Origin of the sequence: Pseudomonas sp. N040, assembly GCF_015637705.1 — a bacterium.
Lineage (GTDB): Bacteria > Pseudomonadota > Gammaproteobacteria > Pseudomonadales > Pseudomonadaceae > Aquipseudomonas.
The window spans coordinates 17,621-36,237 of sequence record NZ_JADOBE010000013.1 but is presented as its reverse complement, the minus strand read 5'-3'; the positions used below and the strand labels follow the sequence as shown (position 1 = coordinate 36,237).

20 protein-coding genes and 1 pseudogene are annotated in these 18,617 nt (G+C 61.7%); 14 read left to right on the top strand and 7 right to left on the bottom strand.

Annotation, left to right across the window (positions count from 1 at the left end):
* Window positions 1-284 precede the first annotated feature (284 nt).
* From lepA to pdxJ, 7 genes are all read left to right on the top strand, one after another.
* On the top strand, window positions 285-2,084 hold the full coding sequence (gene lepA / locus ISX93_RS16345; protein ID WP_195779827.1) for a translation elongation factor 4: 1,800 nt from the start codon (window positions 285-287) through the stop codon (window positions 2,082-2,084).
* A 5-nt stretch (window positions 2,085-2,089) separates the two neighbouring features.
* On the top strand, window positions 2,090-2,944 hold the full coding sequence (lepB, locus tag ISX93_RS16340; RefSeq protein WP_195779826.1) for a signal peptidase I: 855 nt from the start codon (window positions 2,090-2,092) through the stop codon (window positions 2,942-2,944).
* An 89-nt stretch (window positions 2,945-3,033) separates the two neighbouring features.
* Complete coding sequence (locus ISX93_RS16335; RefSeq protein ID WP_195779825.1) at window positions 3,034-3,411, top strand: DUF4845 domain-containing protein; 378 nt, start codon at window positions 3,034-3,036, stop codon at window positions 3,409-3,411.
* Window positions 3,408-4,112 carry a ribonuclease III gene (gene rnc, locus ISX93_RS16330; protein ID WP_195779824.1) on the top strand — a complete coding sequence of 235 codons (705 nt, stop codon included), beginning with the start codon at window positions 3,408-3,410 and terminating at the stop codon, window positions 4,110-4,112. Before ISX93_RS16335 ends, rnc begins: the two co-directional genes overlap by 4 nt.
* Window positions 4,105-5,007, top strand: a complete 903-nt coding sequence (era, locus tag ISX93_RS16325) for a GTPase Era (protein WP_195779823.1) — start codon at window positions 4,105-4,107, stop codon at window positions 5,005-5,007. The genes rnc and era overlap by 8 nt, the downstream gene beginning before the upstream one ends.
* Window positions 5,008-5,135: 128 nt before the next feature.
* Window positions 5,136-5,816: a DNA repair protein RecO gene (recO, locus tag ISX93_RS16320; RefSeq protein ID WP_195779822.1), complete on the top strand. Its 681-nt coding sequence runs from the start codon at window positions 5,136-5,138 to the stop codon at window positions 5,814-5,816.
* A 51-nt stretch (window positions 5,817-5,867) separates the two neighbouring features.
* A complete protein-coding gene (gene pdxJ, locus ISX93_RS16315; protein ID WP_195779821.1) occupies window positions 5,868-6,614 on the top strand; it encodes a pyridoxine 5'-phosphate synthase in 747 nt (248 codons plus the stop codon).
* A 124-nt stretch (window positions 6,615-6,738) separates the two neighbouring features.
* Here pdxJ and cmoB read toward each other — a convergent pair whose 3' ends face one another.
* On the bottom strand, window positions 6,739-7,707 hold the full coding sequence (gene cmoB, locus ISX93_RS16310; protein WP_195779820.1) for a tRNA 5-methoxyuridine(34)/uridine 5-oxyacetic acid(34) synthase CmoB: 969 nt from the start codon (window positions 7,705-7,707) through the stop codon (window positions 6,739-6,741).
* Window positions 7,708-7,731: 24 nt separating this feature from the next.
* Entirely contained in the window at window positions 7,732-8,472 is a 741-nt protein-coding gene (cmoA, locus tag ISX93_RS16305; protein ID WP_195779819.1) for a carboxy-S-adenosyl-L-methionine synthase CmoA, read from the bottom strand.
* 153 nt (window positions 8,473-8,625) lie between these two features.
* Between cmoA and ISX93_RS16300 the strand changes: the two genes are divergently transcribed.
* Window positions 8,626-9,282, top strand: coding sequence for a MarC family protein (locus tag ISX93_RS16300; protein WP_195779818.1), 657 nt, complete (start codon window positions 8,626-8,628; stop codon window positions 9,280-9,282).
* A gap of 44 nt (window positions 9,283-9,326) precedes the next feature.
* Here the strand turns inward: ISX93_RS16300 and ISX93_RS16295 are convergent, their stop codons facing one another.
* The 4 genes and pseudogenes from ISX93_RS16295 to ISX93_RS16285 form a co-directional block, all read right to left on the bottom strand.
* Window positions 9,327-9,980 (bottom strand): lysoplasmalogenase, encoded by a 654-nt coding sequence (locus ISX93_RS16295; protein ID WP_195779817.1) that lies wholly within the window; start codon window positions 9,978-9,980, stop codon window positions 9,327-9,329.
* Between the two features lie 69 nt (window positions 9,981-10,049).
* Window positions 10,050-10,454, bottom strand: coding sequence for a protease inhibitor I42 family protein (locus ISX93_RS16290; protein WP_195779816.1), 405 nt, complete (start codon window positions 10,452-10,454; stop codon window positions 10,050-10,052).
* Between the two features lie 254 nt (window positions 10,455-10,708).
* A pseudogene (locus ISX93_RS17345) lies at window positions 10,709-10,969 on the bottom strand (IS30 family transposase); the annotation flags it as partial.
* 343 nt (window positions 10,970-11,312) lie between these two features.
* The gene (locus ISX93_RS16285; protein WP_195779815.1) at window positions 11,313-12,977 is read right to left on the bottom strand and encodes an electron transfer flavoprotein-ubiquinone oxidoreductase; all 1,665 of its coding nucleotides are present in this window, start codon (window positions 12,975-12,977) and stop codon (window positions 11,313-11,315) included.
* A 326-nt stretch (window positions 12,978-13,303) separates the two neighbouring features.
* Here ISX93_RS16285 and ISX93_RS16280 point away from each other — a divergent pair, with 326 nt between their 5' ends.
* The 6 genes from ISX93_RS16280 to ISX93_RS16255 all read left to right on the top strand — a co-directional run bounded on the left by ISX93_RS16280 (window position 13,304) and on the right by ISX93_RS16255 (window position 17,587).
* Window positions 13,304-14,053 carry an electron transfer flavoprotein subunit beta/FixA family protein gene (locus ISX93_RS16280; protein ID WP_195779814.1) on the top strand — a complete coding sequence of 250 codons (750 nt, stop codon included), beginning with the start codon at window positions 13,304-13,306 and terminating at the stop codon, window positions 14,051-14,053.
* Entirely contained in the window at window positions 14,054-14,983 is a 930-nt protein-coding gene (locus ISX93_RS16275) for an electron transfer flavoprotein subunit alpha/FixB family protein (protein WP_195779813.1), read from the top strand.
* A gap of 113 nt (window positions 14,984-15,096) precedes the next feature.
* The gene (locus tag ISX93_RS16270) at window positions 15,097-15,897 is read left to right on the top strand and encodes a substrate-binding periplasmic protein (protein WP_374987704.1); all 801 of its coding nucleotides are present in this window, start codon (window positions 15,097-15,099) and stop codon (window positions 15,895-15,897) included.
* A complete protein-coding gene (locus ISX93_RS16265) occupies window positions 15,894-16,247 on the top strand; it encodes a DUF4398 domain-containing protein (RefSeq protein WP_195779811.1) in 354 nt (117 codons plus the stop codon). The genes ISX93_RS16270 and ISX93_RS16265 overlap by 4 nt, the downstream gene beginning before the upstream one ends.
* Window positions 16,244-17,050 (top strand): OmpA family protein, encoded by an 807-nt coding sequence (locus ISX93_RS16260; protein WP_229732252.1) that lies wholly within the window; start codon window positions 16,244-16,246, stop codon window positions 17,048-17,050. The genes ISX93_RS16265 and ISX93_RS16260 overlap by 4 nt, the downstream gene beginning before the upstream one ends.
* Before the next feature lie 18 nt (window positions 17,051-17,068).
* Window positions 17,069-17,587: a hypothetical protein gene (locus ISX93_RS16255; RefSeq protein ID WP_195779810.1), complete on the top strand. Its 519-nt coding sequence runs from the start codon at window positions 17,069-17,071 to the stop codon at window positions 17,585-17,587.
* Between the two features lie 157 nt (window positions 17,588-17,744).
* Here the strand turns inward: ISX93_RS16255 and ISX93_RS16250 are convergent, their stop codons facing one another.
* Complete coding sequence (locus ISX93_RS16250) at window positions 17,745-18,566, bottom strand: SDR family oxidoreductase (RefSeq protein ID WP_195779809.1); 822 nt, start codon at window positions 18,564-18,566, stop codon at window positions 17,745-17,747.
* Window positions 18,567-18,617 lie beyond the last annotated feature (51 nt).

Sequence of the window (18,617 nt, the reverse complement as noted above, 5' to 3'; positions counted from 1 at the left end):
GAAACGTAGCGAAGCGGAGTAACAGCCGCAGGCTGGCCCGCAGGGCGAGCGCAGCGAGTCAAGAGAAAGTAACTCGCCATCAAGGCGAAAAGCGGTGTTCAGGGCCAGGAAAGGCGCTGCGATGCAACTAGCAACCCCACAGCCAGATAAAAACACAGTACCGGATGGCCAATCCCCTGGAGTTTCCCCGGGGCAGCCGAGGTGACGCTCGGGGCGGTATTCAGGTAGACTCGCCGGCTATTTGCGTTGGGCAGCCTGCCCGTGGCTTTTTCGAGTGCTGATCCGTGAGTGACCTGAGTCATATCCGTAACTTTTCCATCATCGCCCACATCGATCACGGCAAATCGACCCTTGCCGACCGCTTTATCCAGATGTGCGGCGGACTCGCCGAGCGTGAAATGGAGGCACAGGTCCTCGATTCGATGGATCTCGAGCGCGAGCGCGGCATCACCATCAAGGCCCATAGCGTCACCCTGTATTACAAGGCCAGAGACGGCAAGACCTACCAGCTGAACTTCATCGACACCCCCGGCCACGTCGACTTCACCTATGAAGTCAGCCGTTCGCTGGCGGCCTGCGAGGGTGCCCTGCTGGTGGTGGATGCCGGCCAGGGCGTCGAAGCGCAGTCGGTAGCCAACTGCTACACCGCCATCGAGCAGGGCCTGGAAGTGATGCCGGTGCTGAACAAGATGGACCTGCCGCAGGCCGACCCGGACAAGGTCAAGGACGAGATCGAGCACATCATCGGCATCGATGCCACCGATGCGGTGGGTTGCAGTGCCAAGAGCGGCATGGGCGTGGACGAGGTGTTGGAGCGCCTGGTACAGGTCATTCCGCCGCCGACCGGCGAGATCGACGCGCCGCTGCAGGCGCTGATCATCGACTCCTGGTTCGACAACTACCTGGGCGTGGTGTCGCTGGTGCGGGTGCGCCAGGGCCGGGTGAAGAAGGGCGACAAGATCCTGGTCAAGTCGACCGGCAAGATTCACCTGGTTGACAGTGTCGGCGTGTTTACCCCCAAGCACACCGAAACGGCCGACCTGAAGGCCGGCGAAGTGGGCTTCATCATCGGCAGCATCAAGGACATCCACGGTGCACCGGTGGGCGATACCCTGACCCTCAGCAGCACCCCCGATGTCGATGTGCTGCCTGGCTTCAAGCGCATCCAGCCGCAGGTGTATGCCGGCCTGTTCCCGGTCAGTTCCGAGGATTTCGAGGACTTCCGCGAGGCCCTGCAGAAGCTCACGCTGAATGACTCCTCCCTGCAGTACCAGCCGGAGAGCTCGGATGCGCTGGGCTTCGGCTTCCGCTGCGGCTTCCTCGGCATGCTGCACATGGAAATCATCCAGGAACGCCTGGAGCGCGAATACAACCTGGACCTGATCACCACGGCGCCGACGGTAATCTTCGAGGTGCTGCTGAAGAACGGCGAGACGATCTATGTCGACAACCCGTCGAAGCTGCCCGACCTGTCGTCGATCGAGGACATGCGCGAACCCATAGTGCGCGCCAATATCCTGGTGCCGCAGGAGCATCTGGGCAATGTCATCACCCTGTGCATCGAAAAGCGCGGCGTGCAGCGCGACATGCAGTTCCTCGGTTCGCAGGTGCAGATCAACTACGACCTGCCGATGAATGAAGTGGTGCTGGATTTCTTCGATCGCCTGAAGTCGGTCAGTCGCGGCTATGCCTCGCTGGACTATCATTTCGACCGTTACCAGTCGGCCAACCTGGTCAAGCTGGATGTGCTGATCAACGGCGACAAGGTCGATGCGCTGGCGCTGATCGTGCACCGCGACACCGCCCACTACAAAGGCCGCGCACTGACCGAGAAGATGAAGGAACTGATCCCGCGGCAGATGTTCGATGTGGCGATCCAGGCCGCCATCGGCGGGCAGATCATCGCGCGCACCACGGTCAAGGCCCTGCGCAAGAACGTCCTGGCCAAGTGCTATGGTGGCGATGTCAGCCGCAAGCGCAAGCTGCTGGAAAAGCAGAAGGCCGGCAAGAAGCGCATGAAGCAGGTCGGTAATGTGGAAATTCCACAGGAAGCATTTCTGGCTGTTCTCAGGTTGGAAGGTTGAACTCCATGTCACTGAATTTTCCGTTGCTGCTGGTCATCGCCGTGGCTGTAAGCGGTTTGCTGGCGCTGATCGACCTGTTGTTCTTCGCCTCCCGGCGGCGCGCCGCGGTCGCTGCCTACAGTAGCCAGGTGGCCGTGCCCGATCCGGGCGTGCTCGAGCAACTGAACAGGGAACCGGTGCTCATCGAGTACGGCAAGTCGTTCTTCCCGGTACTGGCCATCGTGCTGGTGCTGCGCTCCTTCCTGGTCGAGCCGTTCCAGATTCCCTCGGGTTCGATGAAGCCGACCCTCGAGGTCGGCGACTTCATCCTGGTCAACAAGTTTGCCTACGGCATTCGCTTGCCGGTGCTGGACAGCAAGATCATCGACGTCGGCGACCCGCAGCGCGGCGACGTCATGGTGTTTCGCTACCCCAGCGACCCCAACGTCAACTACATCAAGCGCGTGGTGGGCCTGCCGGGTGACCGCATTCGCTACAGCAGCAGCAAGAAGCTCTATATCAATGGCCGGCTGGTGGCCGAGACCCTGCTCGGGCGGGAACCCGGCAGCCTGGGCAGTGTCGAGTTGTACAGGGAAAAGCTCGGCCAGGTCGAGCACATGATTCGCAAGGAAGTCGGGCGTTACCGCATGGAGCCGGGCCGCGAGTGGCTGGTGCCGGCCGGGCACTATTTCATGATGGGCGACAATCGCGACAACTCCAATGACAGCCGTTACTGGAATGATCCGGCCATTCCCCGCAGCTTGCTGGGCATGGTTCCCGACCAGAACATCGTCGGCAAGGCGTTTGCCATCTGGATGACCTGGCCGGATCCGAAACTGAAGAACCTGCCAAGCTTTTCCCGGAACCGGGTGATTCACTGAGCTGCCGGCCGCAGGCGGCCGCTGTTCAGGCTATAAATGAAGCTGGCGCTTGTCCAACAACTCCAATAATCAGCAGATCGAGGTCGTCTATGAGTTTTCCCAAGTCACAGAAAGGCATGTCCGCTCTGGGTGTGATGGTTGCACTGGCGTTTGTGGCCTTTTTCCTGAGTGCCGGCCTGAAGATGCTGCCGCACTACATGGATAACCGCTCGCTGGCGGGCATCATCGAGAAGGTTCAGGAGAGCGGTGCCGGCGAGGTTAATTCGATCGCAAAATTCTACGAGCAGGTCAGAAAAGGCATGACGATCAATGCCATTCGCGATATTGATCTGGAAAAAGTGCTCGAGCTGAAGATCGAAAACAACGAATTCCGGGCTCACCTGAAGTATGAAAAACGTGAAGTGCTGATCGGCAATCTGGATCTCATCGCTCGCTTCGACAAAGAATTCCGCGTACGCATGCCGTGAGTTCGGCCCTGAATCGCCTGCAGGGCAAGCTCGGCTACAGCTTCCGTGACCCGGAGTTGCTGCTGCTAGCGCTGACCCATCGCAGCTTCGCCGGGCGCAACAACGAGCGGCTGGAATTTCTCGGCGATGCCATCCTCAATTTCATTGCCGGCGAAGCGCTGTTCCAGCGCTTTCCGCAGGCCCGTGAAGGCCAGTTGTCGCGTCTGCGCGCGCGCCTGGTCAAGGGCGAAACCCTGGCCATTCTGGCGCGCGGCTTCGAGCTGGGCGAATACCTGCGGCTGGGCTCCGGCGAACTGAAAAGCGGCGGTTTTCGCCGTGAGTCGATCCTCGCCGATGCCCTCGAGGCGCTGATCGGCGCCATTTACCTGGATGCCGGCATGCAGGCCGCGCGCGAGCGCGTGCTCGCCTGGCTGAACAGTGAAATCAATGACCTGACCCTGGTCGATACCAACAAGGATCCAAAGACCCGCCTGCAGGAATTTCTGCAGTCGCGTGGTGGCGAGCTGCCACACTACGACGTGGTGGATATCCAGGGTGAACCGCACTGCCGGACGTTTTTCGTCCAGTGTTCGATTGCCCTGCTCAATGAGAAGACCAATGGCCAGGGCGCCAGCCGGCGCATTGCCGAGCAGGTGGCCGCGGCCGCCGCCCTGACCGCGCTGGGGCTTGAAAACGAGCGCGTGGAGAATGGACATGACTGATACACCGGTAAGCCGCTGTGGCTACGTGGCCATCGTCGGCCGGCCCAATGTGGGCAAGTCCACGCTGCTCAACCATATCCTCGGGCAGAAGCTGGCGATCACCTCGCGCAAGCCGCAGACCACCCGGCACAACATGCTCGGGATCAAGACCGAGGGCGCGGTGCAGGCCATCTATGTCGATACTCCCGGCCTGCACAAGAATAACGAGAAAGCCCTCAACCGCTTCATGAACAAGACCGCCAGCAGCGCATTGAAGGATGTCGATGTGGTGATCTTCGTGGTCGATCGCACCCGCTGGACCGATGAGGACCAGCTGGTGCTCGAGCGCGTGCAGTACGTCCAGGGTCCGGTGCTGCTGGCGGTGAACAAGGCCGACCGCATCGAGGACAAGAGTGACCTGCTGCCGCACCTGGAGTGGCTCGCCAGCCAGCTGCCGAATGCCCAGGTGGTGCCGGTTTCCGCCCTGCACGGGCATAACCTCGACACCCTCGAGCGCCTGGTTGCCGAGAACCTGCCCGAGAGCGAGCATTTCTTCCCGGAAGACCAGATCACCGACCGCTCCAGCCGCTTCCTCGCGGCCGAGCTGGTGCGCGAGAAGATCATGCGCCAGCTGGGTGCCGAGCTGCCGTACCAGATCGCCGTGGAGATCGAGGAATTCAAGCTGGAAGGACGCATCCTGCACATCCATGCGCTGATCCTGGTCGAGCGTGAAGGGCAGAAGAAAATCATCATTGGTGACAAGGGCGAGCGCATCAAGCGCATCGGCCAGGAAGCGCGCAAGGACATGGAAGCGCTGTTCGATACCAAGGTCATGCTCAACCTGTGGGTCAAGGTCAAGGGTGGCTGGTCCGACGACGAGCGTGCGCTGCGCTCCCTGGGCTACTCCGACCTCTGACCGCGGCTTGCCGCAGGATGGTTTGCGGCGCTTGCGCCGATACCCATCGCCGGGAAGGGGGTGCTGGGTATCGCTGCACTCGATCCATCCCACGCTCAGCGGGCGAGACCCCCAACAGGTTCTGCAACATGTCATTCGGTGCGCAACAAGCCTTCGTGCTGCACAGTCGCTCCTACAAGGAGAGCAGTTCGCTGGTCGATCTGCTGACCCCGCAGGGCCGTCTGCGGGCGGTATTGCGCGGCGCGCGGGGCAAGGCCGGCAGCCTGGTGCGGCCGTTCATTCCGCTGGAGCTGGAGTTGCGCGGGCGTGGCGAGCTGAAGACGGTCGCGCGCCTGGAAGCCGCCGGCATCCCCAACCTGCTGTCCGGCGATGCGCTGTTCAGCGGCCTTTACCTGAATGAGCTGCTGATCCGCCTGCTGCCCGGCGAGGATGCGCACCCGGCGCTGTTCCAGCACTATGCCGCTACCTTGCCGCTGCTGGCTGCCGGGCAGCCGCTGGAACCGCTGCTGCGCGCGTTCGAGTGGCGTTTGCTGGAAGAGCTGGGTTATGGCTTTTCCCTGGCGCTGGATGTGGCGGGTACGCCGATCGAGGCTGAGCGGCTTTACCGGCTGGTGCCGGATGCCGGTATGGAGGTTGTCAGCCAGTTGCAGCCGGGGGTATTCCACGGTGGCGACCTGCTGGCCATGGCCGATACCCAGTGGAGCACGCCGGGCGTGCTGGCCGCGGCCAAGCGCCTGATGCGCCAGGCGCTGGCGCCGCACCTGGGCGGGCGGCCGCTGGTCAGTCGCGAGCTGTTTCGCAAGTTCTGAGGCAGCAGCAGTTGCTCAGGTAAAGTGAGCGCATAGAGAAGGAGATTATTCGTGACAGACGCCAACCGTATTCTGCTCGGGGTGAACATCGACCACGTGGCCACCCTGCGCCAGGCTCGCGGCACCCGCTATCCGGACCCGGTGAAGGCCGCACTGGATGCCGAGGAGGCCGGTGCCGATGGCATCACCGTGCACCTGCGCGAGGATCGCCGGCATATCCAGGACCGCGACGTGCGGCTACTCCGCGAAGTGCTGCAGACGCGGATGAACTTCGAGATGGGCGTGACCGAGGAAATGCTGGCGTTTGCCGAGCAGATTCGTCCGGCGCATGCCTGCCTGGTGCCGGAAACCCGCCAGGAGCTGACCACCGAAGGTGGCCTGGATGTCGCCGGCCAGGAGGCGCGCATCCGTGCCGCGGTGGAGCGCCTGAGCCGTATCGGCTGCGAAGTGTCCCTGTTCATCGATGCCGATGAGCGGCAGATCGAGGCGGCGCGACGCATCGGTGCCCCGGCCATCGAGCTGCACACCGGCCGCTACGCCGATGCCCACAGCCCGGCCGAGGTGGCCCGCGAGCTGGCGCGCATCCGCGACGGCGTAGCCTGCGGGCTGGCCCACGGGCTGATCGTGAATGCCGGGCATGGCCTGCACTACCACAATGTCGAGGCGGTGGCGGCAATAGCCGGGATCAACGAGCTGAACATCGGCCATGCGCTGGTGGCACATGCCTTGTTCGTCGGTTTCAAGTCGGCGGTGGCGGAGATGAAGGCACTGATCGTGGCGGCGGCCAGTCACGGCTGAATCCATGCTGGGTAGCGCTGCGCTCCATCCGTCCCGGGGTGTGCCGGAGTCGCAGGATGGGTTGAACCGCGCTGCGGTGATACCCATCAAGGCTGGCGATGGGTATCGCTGTGCTCAACCCATCCTACGGCTTGCGTGCAATCAGCACGGCGCGGGTCGGTGCCGGCAGGCCCTCGCAGGTCAGGGTGTGATCGGCCGGGTCGAGGAAGTCGGGCAGTGACTGGAATTTCATCCACTCGGTCGCGCGCTGTTCCTCGACACTGGTGCGGCTGACGTCGACGCAGCGCACATCGACAAACCCGGCGCGGCGCAGCCACAGTTCCAGCGCCGGGACCGACGGCAGGAACCAGACATTGCGCATCATCGCGTAGCGGTCTTCGGGCACCAGCGCCTGCTGGGCATCGCCTTCGACCACCAGGGTTTCCAGCACCAGTTCGCCGCCCCTGAGCAGGCAGTCCTTGAGTTCCAGCAGGTGGTCAATCGGCGAGCGGCGATGGTAGAGCACGCCCATGGAAAACACCGTATCGAAGCCTTCCAGCTTGCCCGGCAGCTCTTCCAGCGCCAGCGGCAGATGCCAGGCCGGCAGTTCCGGCAAGTAGTATTTGCAGGCGAGGAACTGGCAGAAGAACAGCCAGTTCGGGTCGATGCCCACCGCGCTGCTGGCACCGGCGCCGAGCATGCGCCACAGGTAGTAGCCATTGCCGCAGCCGACATCGAGGATGCGCTTGCCGCGCAGGTCGAGGTGCGGCGCCACCCGTGACCATTTCCAGTCTGAGCGCCACTCGCTATCGACATGCACGCCAAACAGATCGAACGGGCCTTTGCGCCAGGGAATCAGTCCCTTGAGTGCAGCACGGAGGGTTTCCTGCTGCGCCTGGCTGCAATTGCCGCCAAGGGTGAAGGTGTCCGTCAGTTCGATGCGCTCGGCTGACAGCGCTGGCAGCGCCTCGACAGCGGCCATCCAGCGTTGCAGGTCGCCGTGCCCCAATGCCAGCTTCTGGTCGATCTGCCCCGGCAGATCGCTGGCCCAGTCCAGTAACGGGGTGCCGGCCAGTTGTTGTTGCAGGGCGTCGAGGTCAAGGCGATGGATCATGGTCTGGCTCACAAGGCAGGGCAGTCAGGGCAGGGCAATCAGCGAGGCAAAGTTCAGGCACTGGAACCAGGGAATGACCTTGCTGAATCCCGCTTGCAGCAGGCGTTCGCGGTGTTGATCAAGGCTGTCCGGCTTCATCACGTTGTCCAGCGCGGTGCGCTTCTGCGCGATTTCCAGCTCGCTGTAGCCATTGGCGCGCTTGAAGGCGATATGCAGCTCGCCGAGCAGTTGCTGTTCGGTTTCGTCTTCGAAGCGCAGCTTTTCCGAGAGGATCAAGGCGCCGCCCGGCAGCAGGCTCTGGCGAATGCGGCTGAGCAATGTCAGGCGCTGCTCGGGGGCGATGAACTGCAGGGTGAAATTCAATGCCACCACCGAGCAGGGCGCAAATGCCAGCGCGAGGATGTCGCCTTCCTGCACCTCGACCGGCAGCAGCTCCTGGAACATCGAGTCCTGCGCATGCAGGTACTCGCGGCAGCGTTCGACCATGGCCGGTGAGTTGTCCACCGCGATCACCCGGCAACCTTCGGCCTTGACGTGCCGGCGCAGGGCCTGGGTGACGGCACCGAGCGAACTGCCGAGGTCATAGAGCACGGAATCCGGCTGGGCGAACTGCGCGGCCAGCACACCGATATTCTCGACAATCGTCGGGTAGCCCGGCACCGAGCGCTTGATCATGTCCGGAAATACCCGCACCACGGCTTCATTGAAGGTGAAGTCGCTGATCTGCGGTTGTGGCGTGGCGTAAATGCGGTCGTTGTCGCTCACGGGCGATTACCCTCGATGGCCAGGGCCGGTATTCTAGCGAAGTGCCGGCGCCGGCCCCAACCCTCAATCACTTGCCGCTGGGAAAATTGCTCTCAGGGAGTCTGCTAGGATGCGGCGCAGCTGGACATTAATTGCTTTTTTGACGGAGTACCTATGGATCCCTATGTTTCCCTGTTTGTCGGCATGTTTACCACCTTGCTGGCGATCATCAATCCGCTCGAGGCAATCCCGGTGTTTCTGGGGCTGATGCAGGGGAAGACCGCCGACGAACAGCGGCGGGTGGCGATCCGCGCGTGTTTCTATGCGGTGCTGCTGATGTTCTTCTTCCTGATCTTCGGCAACCTGCTGCTGCGCCTGTTCGAGGTGCCGATGAGCATGATCCGCGTGGTCGGCGGGGTGATCCTGATGCGCATCGGTTTCGAACTGTTTGCCCCGTCGCCCGGCGGCGGCATGATCCCGCAAGGCAACCAGCAGGGGCAGGATGTTGCCTTTATCCCGATGGCGATGCCGATCATGTTCGGCCCGGGTGCGATCGCCACGGTGATGGGACTGACTTCCACCATCAAGGAATCCGAGCACGTGCTGTTGTCCTTCCTGGTGGTGGCCCTGGCGATCGTGGCAACCATGACGGTGACGTGCCTGTCGCTGATCTATTCCAAAGCCATCATGCACAAGGTCGGGCCGCAGGGCATTGACGCCGCGACGCGGATTGTCGGCTTCTTTGTCGCGGCGATGGGTGTGGGCCTGATCTTCCACGGCATCGTCGAGTTCCTGCAGTCCTACGGCGTGCTGGTCGGCCATCCGGCCTAGCAGCAAAGGGTGCGCGGCGAACCCGGGGTTGCCGCGCGCCGATGTCAGGCGTTGCGGCGCATGGCCGACGCGGCAATGCCGAACTGGCCCAGCCAGTAGGTGATGATGATCGCGTACTTGGCTTCTTCGAACGGCTGCACGAAGCGGTTGATGCCGATCATGGCATCCGAGATCACGAACAGCAGGGCGCCGCCCGCCGCGAGCCAGGCAGCGTCGCGCGGGATGCCGTCCACGCCCAGGCGGGCAATGGCACGCCAGAGCATGCAGCTGATGACCAGCGCGTAGACGGCCACCGGCAGGAAAAACGCCCCGAGTCCATCCGGTGAACTGTTGAGCATGCTCAGCATGCTGCCACCGCAGGCCAGTGCGAACAGCAGGCCCACGGGCGCCAGGCGCCGGCTGTCACTGGTATACGCGCGGATATAGGCCAGGTGACCGATCAGGAACGAGCCCAGGCCGAAGACGAACTGATTGGCCAGGTGTTCCTCCGGTATGTCCAGCAGGATATCGCCGCCCAGGCCGAACAGCAGCCCGAGGCTGATCCAGCGCCGATAGGTGCCGGCCGGTGCCGCGCCCAGCCAGAAGATCAGTGCGATGACCGGCAGGCCTTTGGTTATCAGGCGCAATTCCGTCGAGTCGACATAAAGACCGTAGATGAATACGAGTCCGCTGATCAGGGCTAGCAGTAGCCAGCGCATAGGCATTTCTCCACAAGGGCAGGTTGGGGGTAAGTTATCCGCTGGAATTCGGGCTTGTCCGGAGTGGGCTCAGTCCACGCTGATCTCGCAGGCAAAGGTTTTCGCCGGTGCCACAGCCTGCTCCCAGGGCCGCTGGTATTGCATCAGCAGGGCATCCTGGCCGGCCTGATAGGCGCGAAAGCGCCAGGTGGATCTACCGGCGCCGCCAACCATGCCGGCATCTTCCGGGGTGGTATAGACCTCGGGGCCCAGGGACGTCAGTACGCCTGGCGCAGCCTTGACCAGCACCCAGCGAAAGCCGGTGGTCGGGTTGCTCGGCAGGTTGATTGTCAGTGTCTGCCCGCGATAAAGCTCCAGCGGGCACTCGGGTTGCTGGTCTTCCTGGATTTCCACACTGGCGGGTTGCGAGGTGCAGGCGCCCAGCAGGGCCAGGCAAACCGGCAGTGCCAGACGGATGGGCTGGATAATCTTCATCGGATGCTCCTGGCAGTCTCAAGCCGCTCAAGCATAGCGGCAAGCGTCATGGATGTGGGCGGTCCTGGGGATTTTTATTGAGCAGTATCCGTTGCCGGCTGGCTACGCGCGCAGAGCCTGAAAATGCTTGTTCAGGTTCGCGTGGGGAAGTCTTGTTTATGGCGAGTTGGTAATCCGGAGCAGGTTTATTGGCTGCGTCAGGCTGATTATTGCAGTTGATTGATGGTTTTTGTTTCGCCCTGCCGGGCGACCTGCTTGCTGAACTCGTCGGCCTTGGGGAAATACTGCCGGAGCAGGTCGTTGGTATTGTCATTGGTGTCGCGCTGCCAGGATGACTATGGAGCGGCACAATGGACCTGGCACTGGCTTCGATGGGCACTGCGCTCATGCCCGGCAAATTCCTTTGCGTGGTCACCGGCGTGCCCCTGGAGTAACAAATTGATCGCGCGGGCTACCTGTCGGCTTGGCCTGCGCTTGAACGGATGGGCTTGCTGGCAACCGTTTTTGCGATCTACCGGCGCGAGTGATGCTTATGAAGTCTGGCGCCAGACGCCCTAACAGCCACATCGCTGCAACATTGCCCGGGCGCCCGGTCTTTTGCGGCGGAGCCTTGCGGAACCCCGGCAGTGCCAGATCCAGGCGCGCGACCTAAGCCGCCATCACCCGCACCAGATGCTCGTCTGGAATCCATTCATTCAATGACAACGGAGACACGCTGTCCTGGTTGCGTGCTTCGCCTTGGATGTAGCCCATAAACAAAAATGCCCACATCTCTCGATATGGGCATTTGCTACATCTGCTGGCCTGAGGGCCAGGTTTTCACAGGGTCTGCCAGGCAGCCTTTTGCATGCTGCAGGATTACATGTTCGGGTAGTTGGGGCCGCCGGTGCCCTCGGGTGCCACCCAGGTGATGTTCTGCGATGGATCCTTGATGTCGCAGGTCTTGCAGTGCACGCAGTTCTGCGCGTTGATCTGGAACTTCTTCTCGCCATCTTCCTGAGTGACGATTTCGTAGACGCCAGCCGGGCAGTAGCGCTGAGCCGGCTCGTCGTACAGTGGCAGGTTGCGGCTGAGCGGTATGCTCGGATCGGTCAGGCGCAGGTGACAGGGTTGCTCTTCTTCATGGTTGGTGTTGGACAGGAACACCGAGGACAGCTTGTCAAAGCTCAGCTTGCCATCCGGCTTCGGATACTCGATGCGCGTGCATTCGGCAGCCGGTTTCAGGTGGGCATAGTCAGGTGTCAGGTCATGCAGGGTAAGTGGCAGCTTGCCGCCAAAAATGTTCTGGTCGACAAAGTTGAACGCGCCACCGAAGAACACGCCGAGCTTGTGAATGGCCGGGCCGAAATTGCGGCTGCGGAACAGTTCGTCGTACAGCCAGCTGGACTTGAAGGTATCCACGTAACCCGTCAACTGGTCGCCGCCTTCCTTGCCTGCCAGCAGGGCTTCTGCTGCGGCGTCGGCTGCGAGCATGCCGGACTTCATGGCGGTGTGGCTGCCCTTGATCTTGGCGAAGTTCAGGGTACCGAGATCACAGCCAATAAGTGCGCCGCCCGGGAAGACCATCTTCGGCAGCGAATTCAGGCCGCCCTTGCAGATGGCACGAGCACCGTAAGCCACACGCTTGCCGCCTTCCAGGTACTGGGCAACTACCGGGTGATGCTTGTAGCGCTGGAACTCGTCGAATGGCGAGAGGAAGGCATTGCTGTAGGACAGGTCGACGATCAGGCCGATTACCACCTGATTGTTTTCCAGGTGATAGAGGAACGAGCCGCCGGTGTTTTCGCTGTCGATCAAGGACAATGGCCAGCCTGCCGTGTGAATTACCAGGCCTTCCTCATGCTTGGCGGGGTCGATGTCCCAGATTTCCTTGATGCCAATGCCGTAGTGCTGAGCGTCGGCATCGGAATCCAGGTTGTATTTGCTGATCAGTTGCTTGCCAATATGGCCGCGGCAGCCTTCGGCGAACAGGGTGTACTTGGCGCGAAGTTCCATGCCGGGGGTGTAGTAACCCTCTTTCGGATGGCCTTCACGGTCTACCCCGAGGTCGCCGGTGATGATGCCACGGACGACACCGTTCTCGTCGATCAGCGCTTCCTGGGCGGCGAAGCCCGGGTAGATCTCGACGCCCAGGCCTTCCGCCTGCTGGGCCAGCCAGCGGCACAGGTTACCCAGGGATATGATGTAATTGCCTTCGTTGTGCATGGTTTTTGGCACAACGAAGTTCGGCAGCTTGGAGGCCTTTTCTGCATTTTTCAGCAGGTAGATGTCATCGCGCTTGACCGGAGTGTTCAACGGCGCGCCGAGTTCCTTCCAGTTCGGGAACAGCTCGTTCAGGGCGCGAGGTTCGAAGACGGCGCCGGAGAGGATGTGGGCGCCGACTTCGGAACCCTTCTCGACCACGCAAACGCTGATTTCTTTACCCGCTTCGGCGGCCTTCTGCTTCAGTCGGCAAGCGGCGGACAGGCCAGCGGGGCCGGCGCCGACGATGACGACGTCGAATTCCATGTATTCGCGTTCCACAGACTATCTCCTGCTCAAGACTTTTACTTTGTCACTATTGGGAAGTGGGCCTGTCTAATGCAGGTTGGACAGATTCTAGTGTGCATGGTTAGTCAGTACAATCCAAACGTTCGTTTGAATTCTTTCCAGCCCTGACAGGGCAAGGCTGGTAGAAGCTTTGTAGCCGGGTTGGATTCACGTATTGACCCTGTAAAAGGTTGCAGTCAAGATAAGCGCCCCCGTTCCACCTGAGCCGGCCCTGCCTGGCAAACTGGTACTGCGGATCAGCCGAGCGGCCAAGCCAGGCTTGGCGACATCTTTATTCACCGGAGAGTACCGAGGAATTCATGAAGGTTCTTGTAGCTGTCAAACGAGTTGTTGACTACAACGTCAAGGTTCGCGTCAAGGCGGATAACTCTGGCGTTGATCTCGCCAACGTCAAGATGTCGATGAACCCCTTTTGCGAAATCGCAGTGGAAGAAGCTGTTCGCCTGAAGGAAAAGGGTGTTGCGACGGAAATCGTCGTGGTCACCATCGGCCCTGGCACCGCTCAGGAGCAATTGCGTACCGCATTGGCCCTGGGGGCGGATCGCGCCATTCTGGTCGAGTGCGCCGATGAGCTGAACTCGCTGGCAGTCGCCAAGCTGCTCAAGGCGGTAGTCGACAAGGAACAGCCCCAGTTGGTGATCCTCGGCAAGCAGTCGATCGACAGCGACAACAACCAGACCGGTCAGATGCTGGCGGCCCTCAGCGGTTTTGCGCAGGGAACCTTCGCTTCCAAGGTGGAAGTGGCTGGCGACAAGGTCAACGTGACCCGTGAAGTCGACGGTGGCCTGCAGACGGTTGCCTTGAGCCTACCGGCAATCGTGACTACCGACTTGCGCCTGAATGAGCCGCGTTATGCATCGCTGCCCAATATCATGAAAGCCAAGAAGAAGCCGCTGGATGTCGTGACTCCCGATGCACTGGGCGTTGCTACCAGCTCGAGCGTCAAGACCCTGAAAGTGGAAGCGCCGGCTGCACGCAGCGCCGGTATCAAGGTCAAGTCCGTGGCTGAACTGGTCGAGAAACTGAAGAACGAGGCGAAGGTAATCTAAATGGCTATCTTGGTTATTGCTGAACACACTAACGCCGCTCTGGCTCCTGCCACCCTGAATACTGTTGCTGCGGCACTGAAGATGGGCGGTGACGTCCATCTGCTGGTTGCCGGTGCAGGCTGTGGTGCTGCTGCCGAAGCCGCCGCCAAAGTAGCCGGCGTCAGCAAGGTTCTGCTGGCTGACAACGCAGCCTATGCCAATCAGCTGCCGGAGAATGTTGCTCCGCTGGTGGCCGACCTGGGCAAGAACTACAGCCACGTGCTGGCTGCAGCGACCGCCAATGGCAAAAACATCCTGCCGCGCGTTGCCGCCCTGCTGGATGTAGACCAGATCTCCGAGATCATTGCCGTAGAAAGTGCCGACACCTTCAAGCGTCCGATCTATGCCGGTAATGCGATTGCTACCGTGCAGTCGTCGGCGGCCGTGAAGGTAATCACCGTGCGTGCTACCGGGTTTGATGCCGTGGCAGCCGAAGGCGGTTCCGCCGCGATCGAAGCAGTCAGTGGCGCTGGCGATGCCGGCAAGTCGTCCTTTGTCGGCGAAGAGCTGGCCAAGTCCGACCGTCCGGAACTGACGGCCGCCAAGATCGTTATTTCCGGCGGTCGTGGCATGCAGAATGGCGACAACTTCAAGCACCTGTATTCGCTCGCCGACAAGCTTGGCGCTGCAGTGGGTGCTTCGCGTGCGGCGGTCGATGCCGGCTTTGTGCCGAACGACATGCAGGTTGGTCAGACCGGCAAGATCGTTGCGCCTCAGCTGTACATCGCCGTTGGTATCTCTGGCGCGATCCAGCACCTGGCCGGGATGAAGGACTCGAAAGTCATTGTTGCGATCAACAAGGACGAAGAGGCCCCGATCTTCCAGGTGGCAGATTACGGTCTGGTGGCGGATCTGTTCGAAGCTATACCGGAGCTGGAAAAGCTGGTTTAACCGGCACCGCTTCAGCAAAAAGCCCGCGAATCGCGGGCTTTTTGCTGTTATGCGCGGGGCGTTTTACGCGTAGGCTTTCACACGTGGCATTGCAGTCGGGAAGGGTTATGGTCATGCGTTTGCTGGGTCTGATAGTGCTGGCAGGTCTGCTGGCAATTGATGCAAATGCCGCGGAGAGCTGCAAAAAGCTGGTTGCTACCGGCAGTCCGGACTATGCGCCCTACCTGTGGCGAGATCCGCAAAGTCCCCGACACTTGATAGGTGCCGATGCGGATTTGCTCAAGCAGATAGGTCAGCAGCTGGGCATCAGGATCGAGTTGCTGTACGCCGGCACGCGCGCCGAGGCCGAGGAGGATGTGCGCAGCGGACGTGCCGACCTGCTGCTGGCAAGCCGCTTGAGCCTTGAGCAACTGGAACAGATGGACTATGTCCATCCGGCCATGCAGCGGACGCTTGCGCAGGTCTGGATGCGGCAGGACAGGCAGTTTCCCTACGCTGGCTGGGACGATCTGCTCGGCCGTTCCGGAATGGCGACTACCAGTATTGCGCTGGGTTCGGAGTTTGACAGCTTCGCCCGTGAAAGCCTGACGCTGCAGCGCGCGCCTGAACTGGCGCCAGCCTTTGCGCGACTGGTGGCTGGCGAGATCGATTACGTTCTGGCCGAGCGCTACCCGGCGCAGGCGCTGGTGGCGCAGCTCGGTATCAGCGGGCAGGTCGAGGCTAGCGGTCCGCCGGTTTCCAGTGTCGGCCTGTATCTGGCGCTGTCGCATAACTCGGCGTGCAACGATGCCGAGCTGCGCGGACAACTGGCCAGAAAAATGACAGAATTGGTTGGTGCCGGCGTGCCGGAAACCCTGTTGCAACAGAATTTACAGCTTTGGCAGGCCCAGCAGCCGCCCAGGATTCGCCCTTGAAAAACCATTGCTTGCTCGCGGCCCTGGCCGCTGTCGCCCTGGTCGGATGTGCCAACGATCCGGCGCCCAATGCGCAATTGCTGCTTACCCGGCAGGTGGTCGACCAGGCCGCCTCGGTGGGTGCCGACAGCCAGGTGGCAGAGATGAAGCTGGCCCAGGACAAACTGGCGCTGGCCGAGAAGAACATGGGTGAGCATGACTACAAGCGGGCGCGCATCCTGGCCGAGCAGGCCGAGCTGGATGCCCGGCTGGCCGAAGTGAAAGTGCTGGTGGCCAAGAGCGAGGCTCAACTGGCGGATCTGCAATCGAAAATTGCCAGATTGCGCAAGCAGTTGGGAGCGCAGCCATGAAACGTCAACCGATGATCCTTGGCAGTTTCGTCCTGCTCCTGCTGGCCGGTTGCAGTACTCAACAGGCGACCGAGCAGGCGCTTGAAAGCGCCCGCGCCAGTTTTGAGCAGATCAAGGACGACCCGGAAGCCTTGCGCAGTGCACCCAAGGATGTGGTTCGTGCCGGCGAATCGCTGGCCCGTGCCGAGCAACTGGCGACCTACTGGGGCAGCTCCAGGGATGTCGCACACTATGCCTACCTGAGCCAGCGCTACAGCGAGATCGCCGTGCAGCAGAGTCGTCTGGCGCAAAACCAGCTGCAGGAAGAAAAGCTCGGCCTGCAGTTGCAGAGCCTGCAGTTGACCCTGCGCGAAGCCAAGCTGCTGACCATGCAGCAGCGCAAGGAGTGGGCCGAGGAGCAGCTGGTCAGCCTCGACAGCAGCGAAACCGAGCGCGGCCTGGTGATGACCCTCGGCGATGTGCTGTTTGCCGGTGGCAGTGCCAACCTGACGCCTGCGGCCAATCGCACCGTACTCAAGCTGGTGCAGTTTCTTCAGTTGAATCCGCGTCGGGTGATTCGCGTCGAGGGTTACAGCGACAGCAACGGCGAGGAAGCGGATAACCTCCAGCTGTCCCGCGAGCGGGCACAGTCGATTGCCGATGTGCTGGTTGACCTGGGCGTCGATGCCAAGCGCATTTCCGTTGCCGGCTATGGCGAGGCCTATCCGGTTGCCGACAATGCCTCCACGCGCGGCCGGGCACAGAACCGTCGGGTGGAAATTGTCTTTTCCGATCAGAACGGGCAGATGGGCCCGGCGCGCTGATGACGGGGTTCAGCGCAAATGCCTGGCCTGGCGCTGCCGGGCGCTTCCGACCGCGCCAGTCAGCAGCGCCAGTCCGCTGCTGAAATGAACAGGCGTTGCTGGCTGGTGGCGCTGAGCCTGTTGCTTGCGGCCTGCGGTGATGAACAATCCCCGGAGCCCGTGCCCGTGCCCGTGCCCAAGTCAGCGCCGACCGCCGTTCCGGTTGTTCCGCAGGTGCCGCCGGTAACCGTCGCGCAGCCTGCGGCGGTCACTCCGGCCACCGTCAGCCGCGAGATCAAGGTGGAGCCTCTACCGAGGCTGCCGCCTGCTCCTGTGGATCTCAGCCTGCCACCGCAGTTGATTGACGAGCTGACCGCCGGCGACAGCCCGGCGTCCGTTCCGCAAGCCGAATCCCTGTTGCCACCGCTGTTCGTTGAAAAGCCCAAGCCGGAGAGCAGTTTTCAGCTCAATGGGCGTCTGCTCACCAACGACCAGTTGAGTGAGGACTACCTCGAGTCCGTGGAAGGGGCCGAGATACGGTTGCAGTACAAGCACTGACAGGTCTGCCGCTGCTGCGCATTCACGGCTGCCGCCAAGGAGCAGCTGTGCACGGTCTGCTTGGTTGCCTGTTGGCACAGAGGCTGCTGCGTTCGCTTGAAGCAGGTCCCGGCCGACCGGCCAGGACTTTCCTGGTGCTTGAGCCGTGCGCCTTGGCTTACTCGACGAACAGGTCGGTTTCCAGGCGAGCGTCGCTTTTTTCGTAGCGGTATTGCTCGAACTCGGTTTGCCCCAGCTCACGGAGAAAGTCTTCATCGATCAGCAGCCGTCCGCTGATGCTGCGTTCACTGCTGTCGAGGATCGCACAGGCCGCGTCGGCCATGATGGCCGGGGTGCGGGCGTGCTGGAAGACCTGCTTGCCACCCATTTGCACCTCGATCGCAGCGGTAGCGATCAGCGTGCGTGGCCACAGGCTGTTGACGCTGATGCCGAAGCGCTTGAATTCCTGATCCATGCCCAGGGTGAGCATGCTCATGCCGTACTTGGTCGTGGTGTAGGGGCCGTACTGGGCGAACCATTTCGGGTCCAGGTTCAGCGGTGGTGACAGGCTGAGAATATGGCCCTTGCTTTCCTTCAGGTACGGCAGCGCTGCCTGGCTGCAAACCAGCACCGCCCGGGTGTTGATCTGGAACATCAGGTCGAAGCGCTTGGGTTCGAGCTGGGCGACACCGGTCAGGTTGATCGCGCCCGCGTTGTTGACCACCGCATCGATACCACCGAAGTGCGCAGCCGCCTTGGCCATCGCTTCCTTTACGGCGTTCTCGTCGCGTACGTCCAGTTGCAGAGCCAGCGCTTTGCCGCCGGCGGCTTCGACTTCGGCGGCTACCGAGTGGATGGTGCCCGGCAGCTTGGCATGGGCTTCAGCGCTCTTGGCGCCGATAACAATATGGGCGCCGTCTTTGGCGGCACGCAGGGCAATTTCGCGGCCGATGCCGCGGCTGGCGCCGGTAATGAAGATGGTTTTGCCTTGCAGTGACATGGTCGAATTCCTTGCACATGGAGGGTGGATAACCCGCGTAGCGGTTATCCA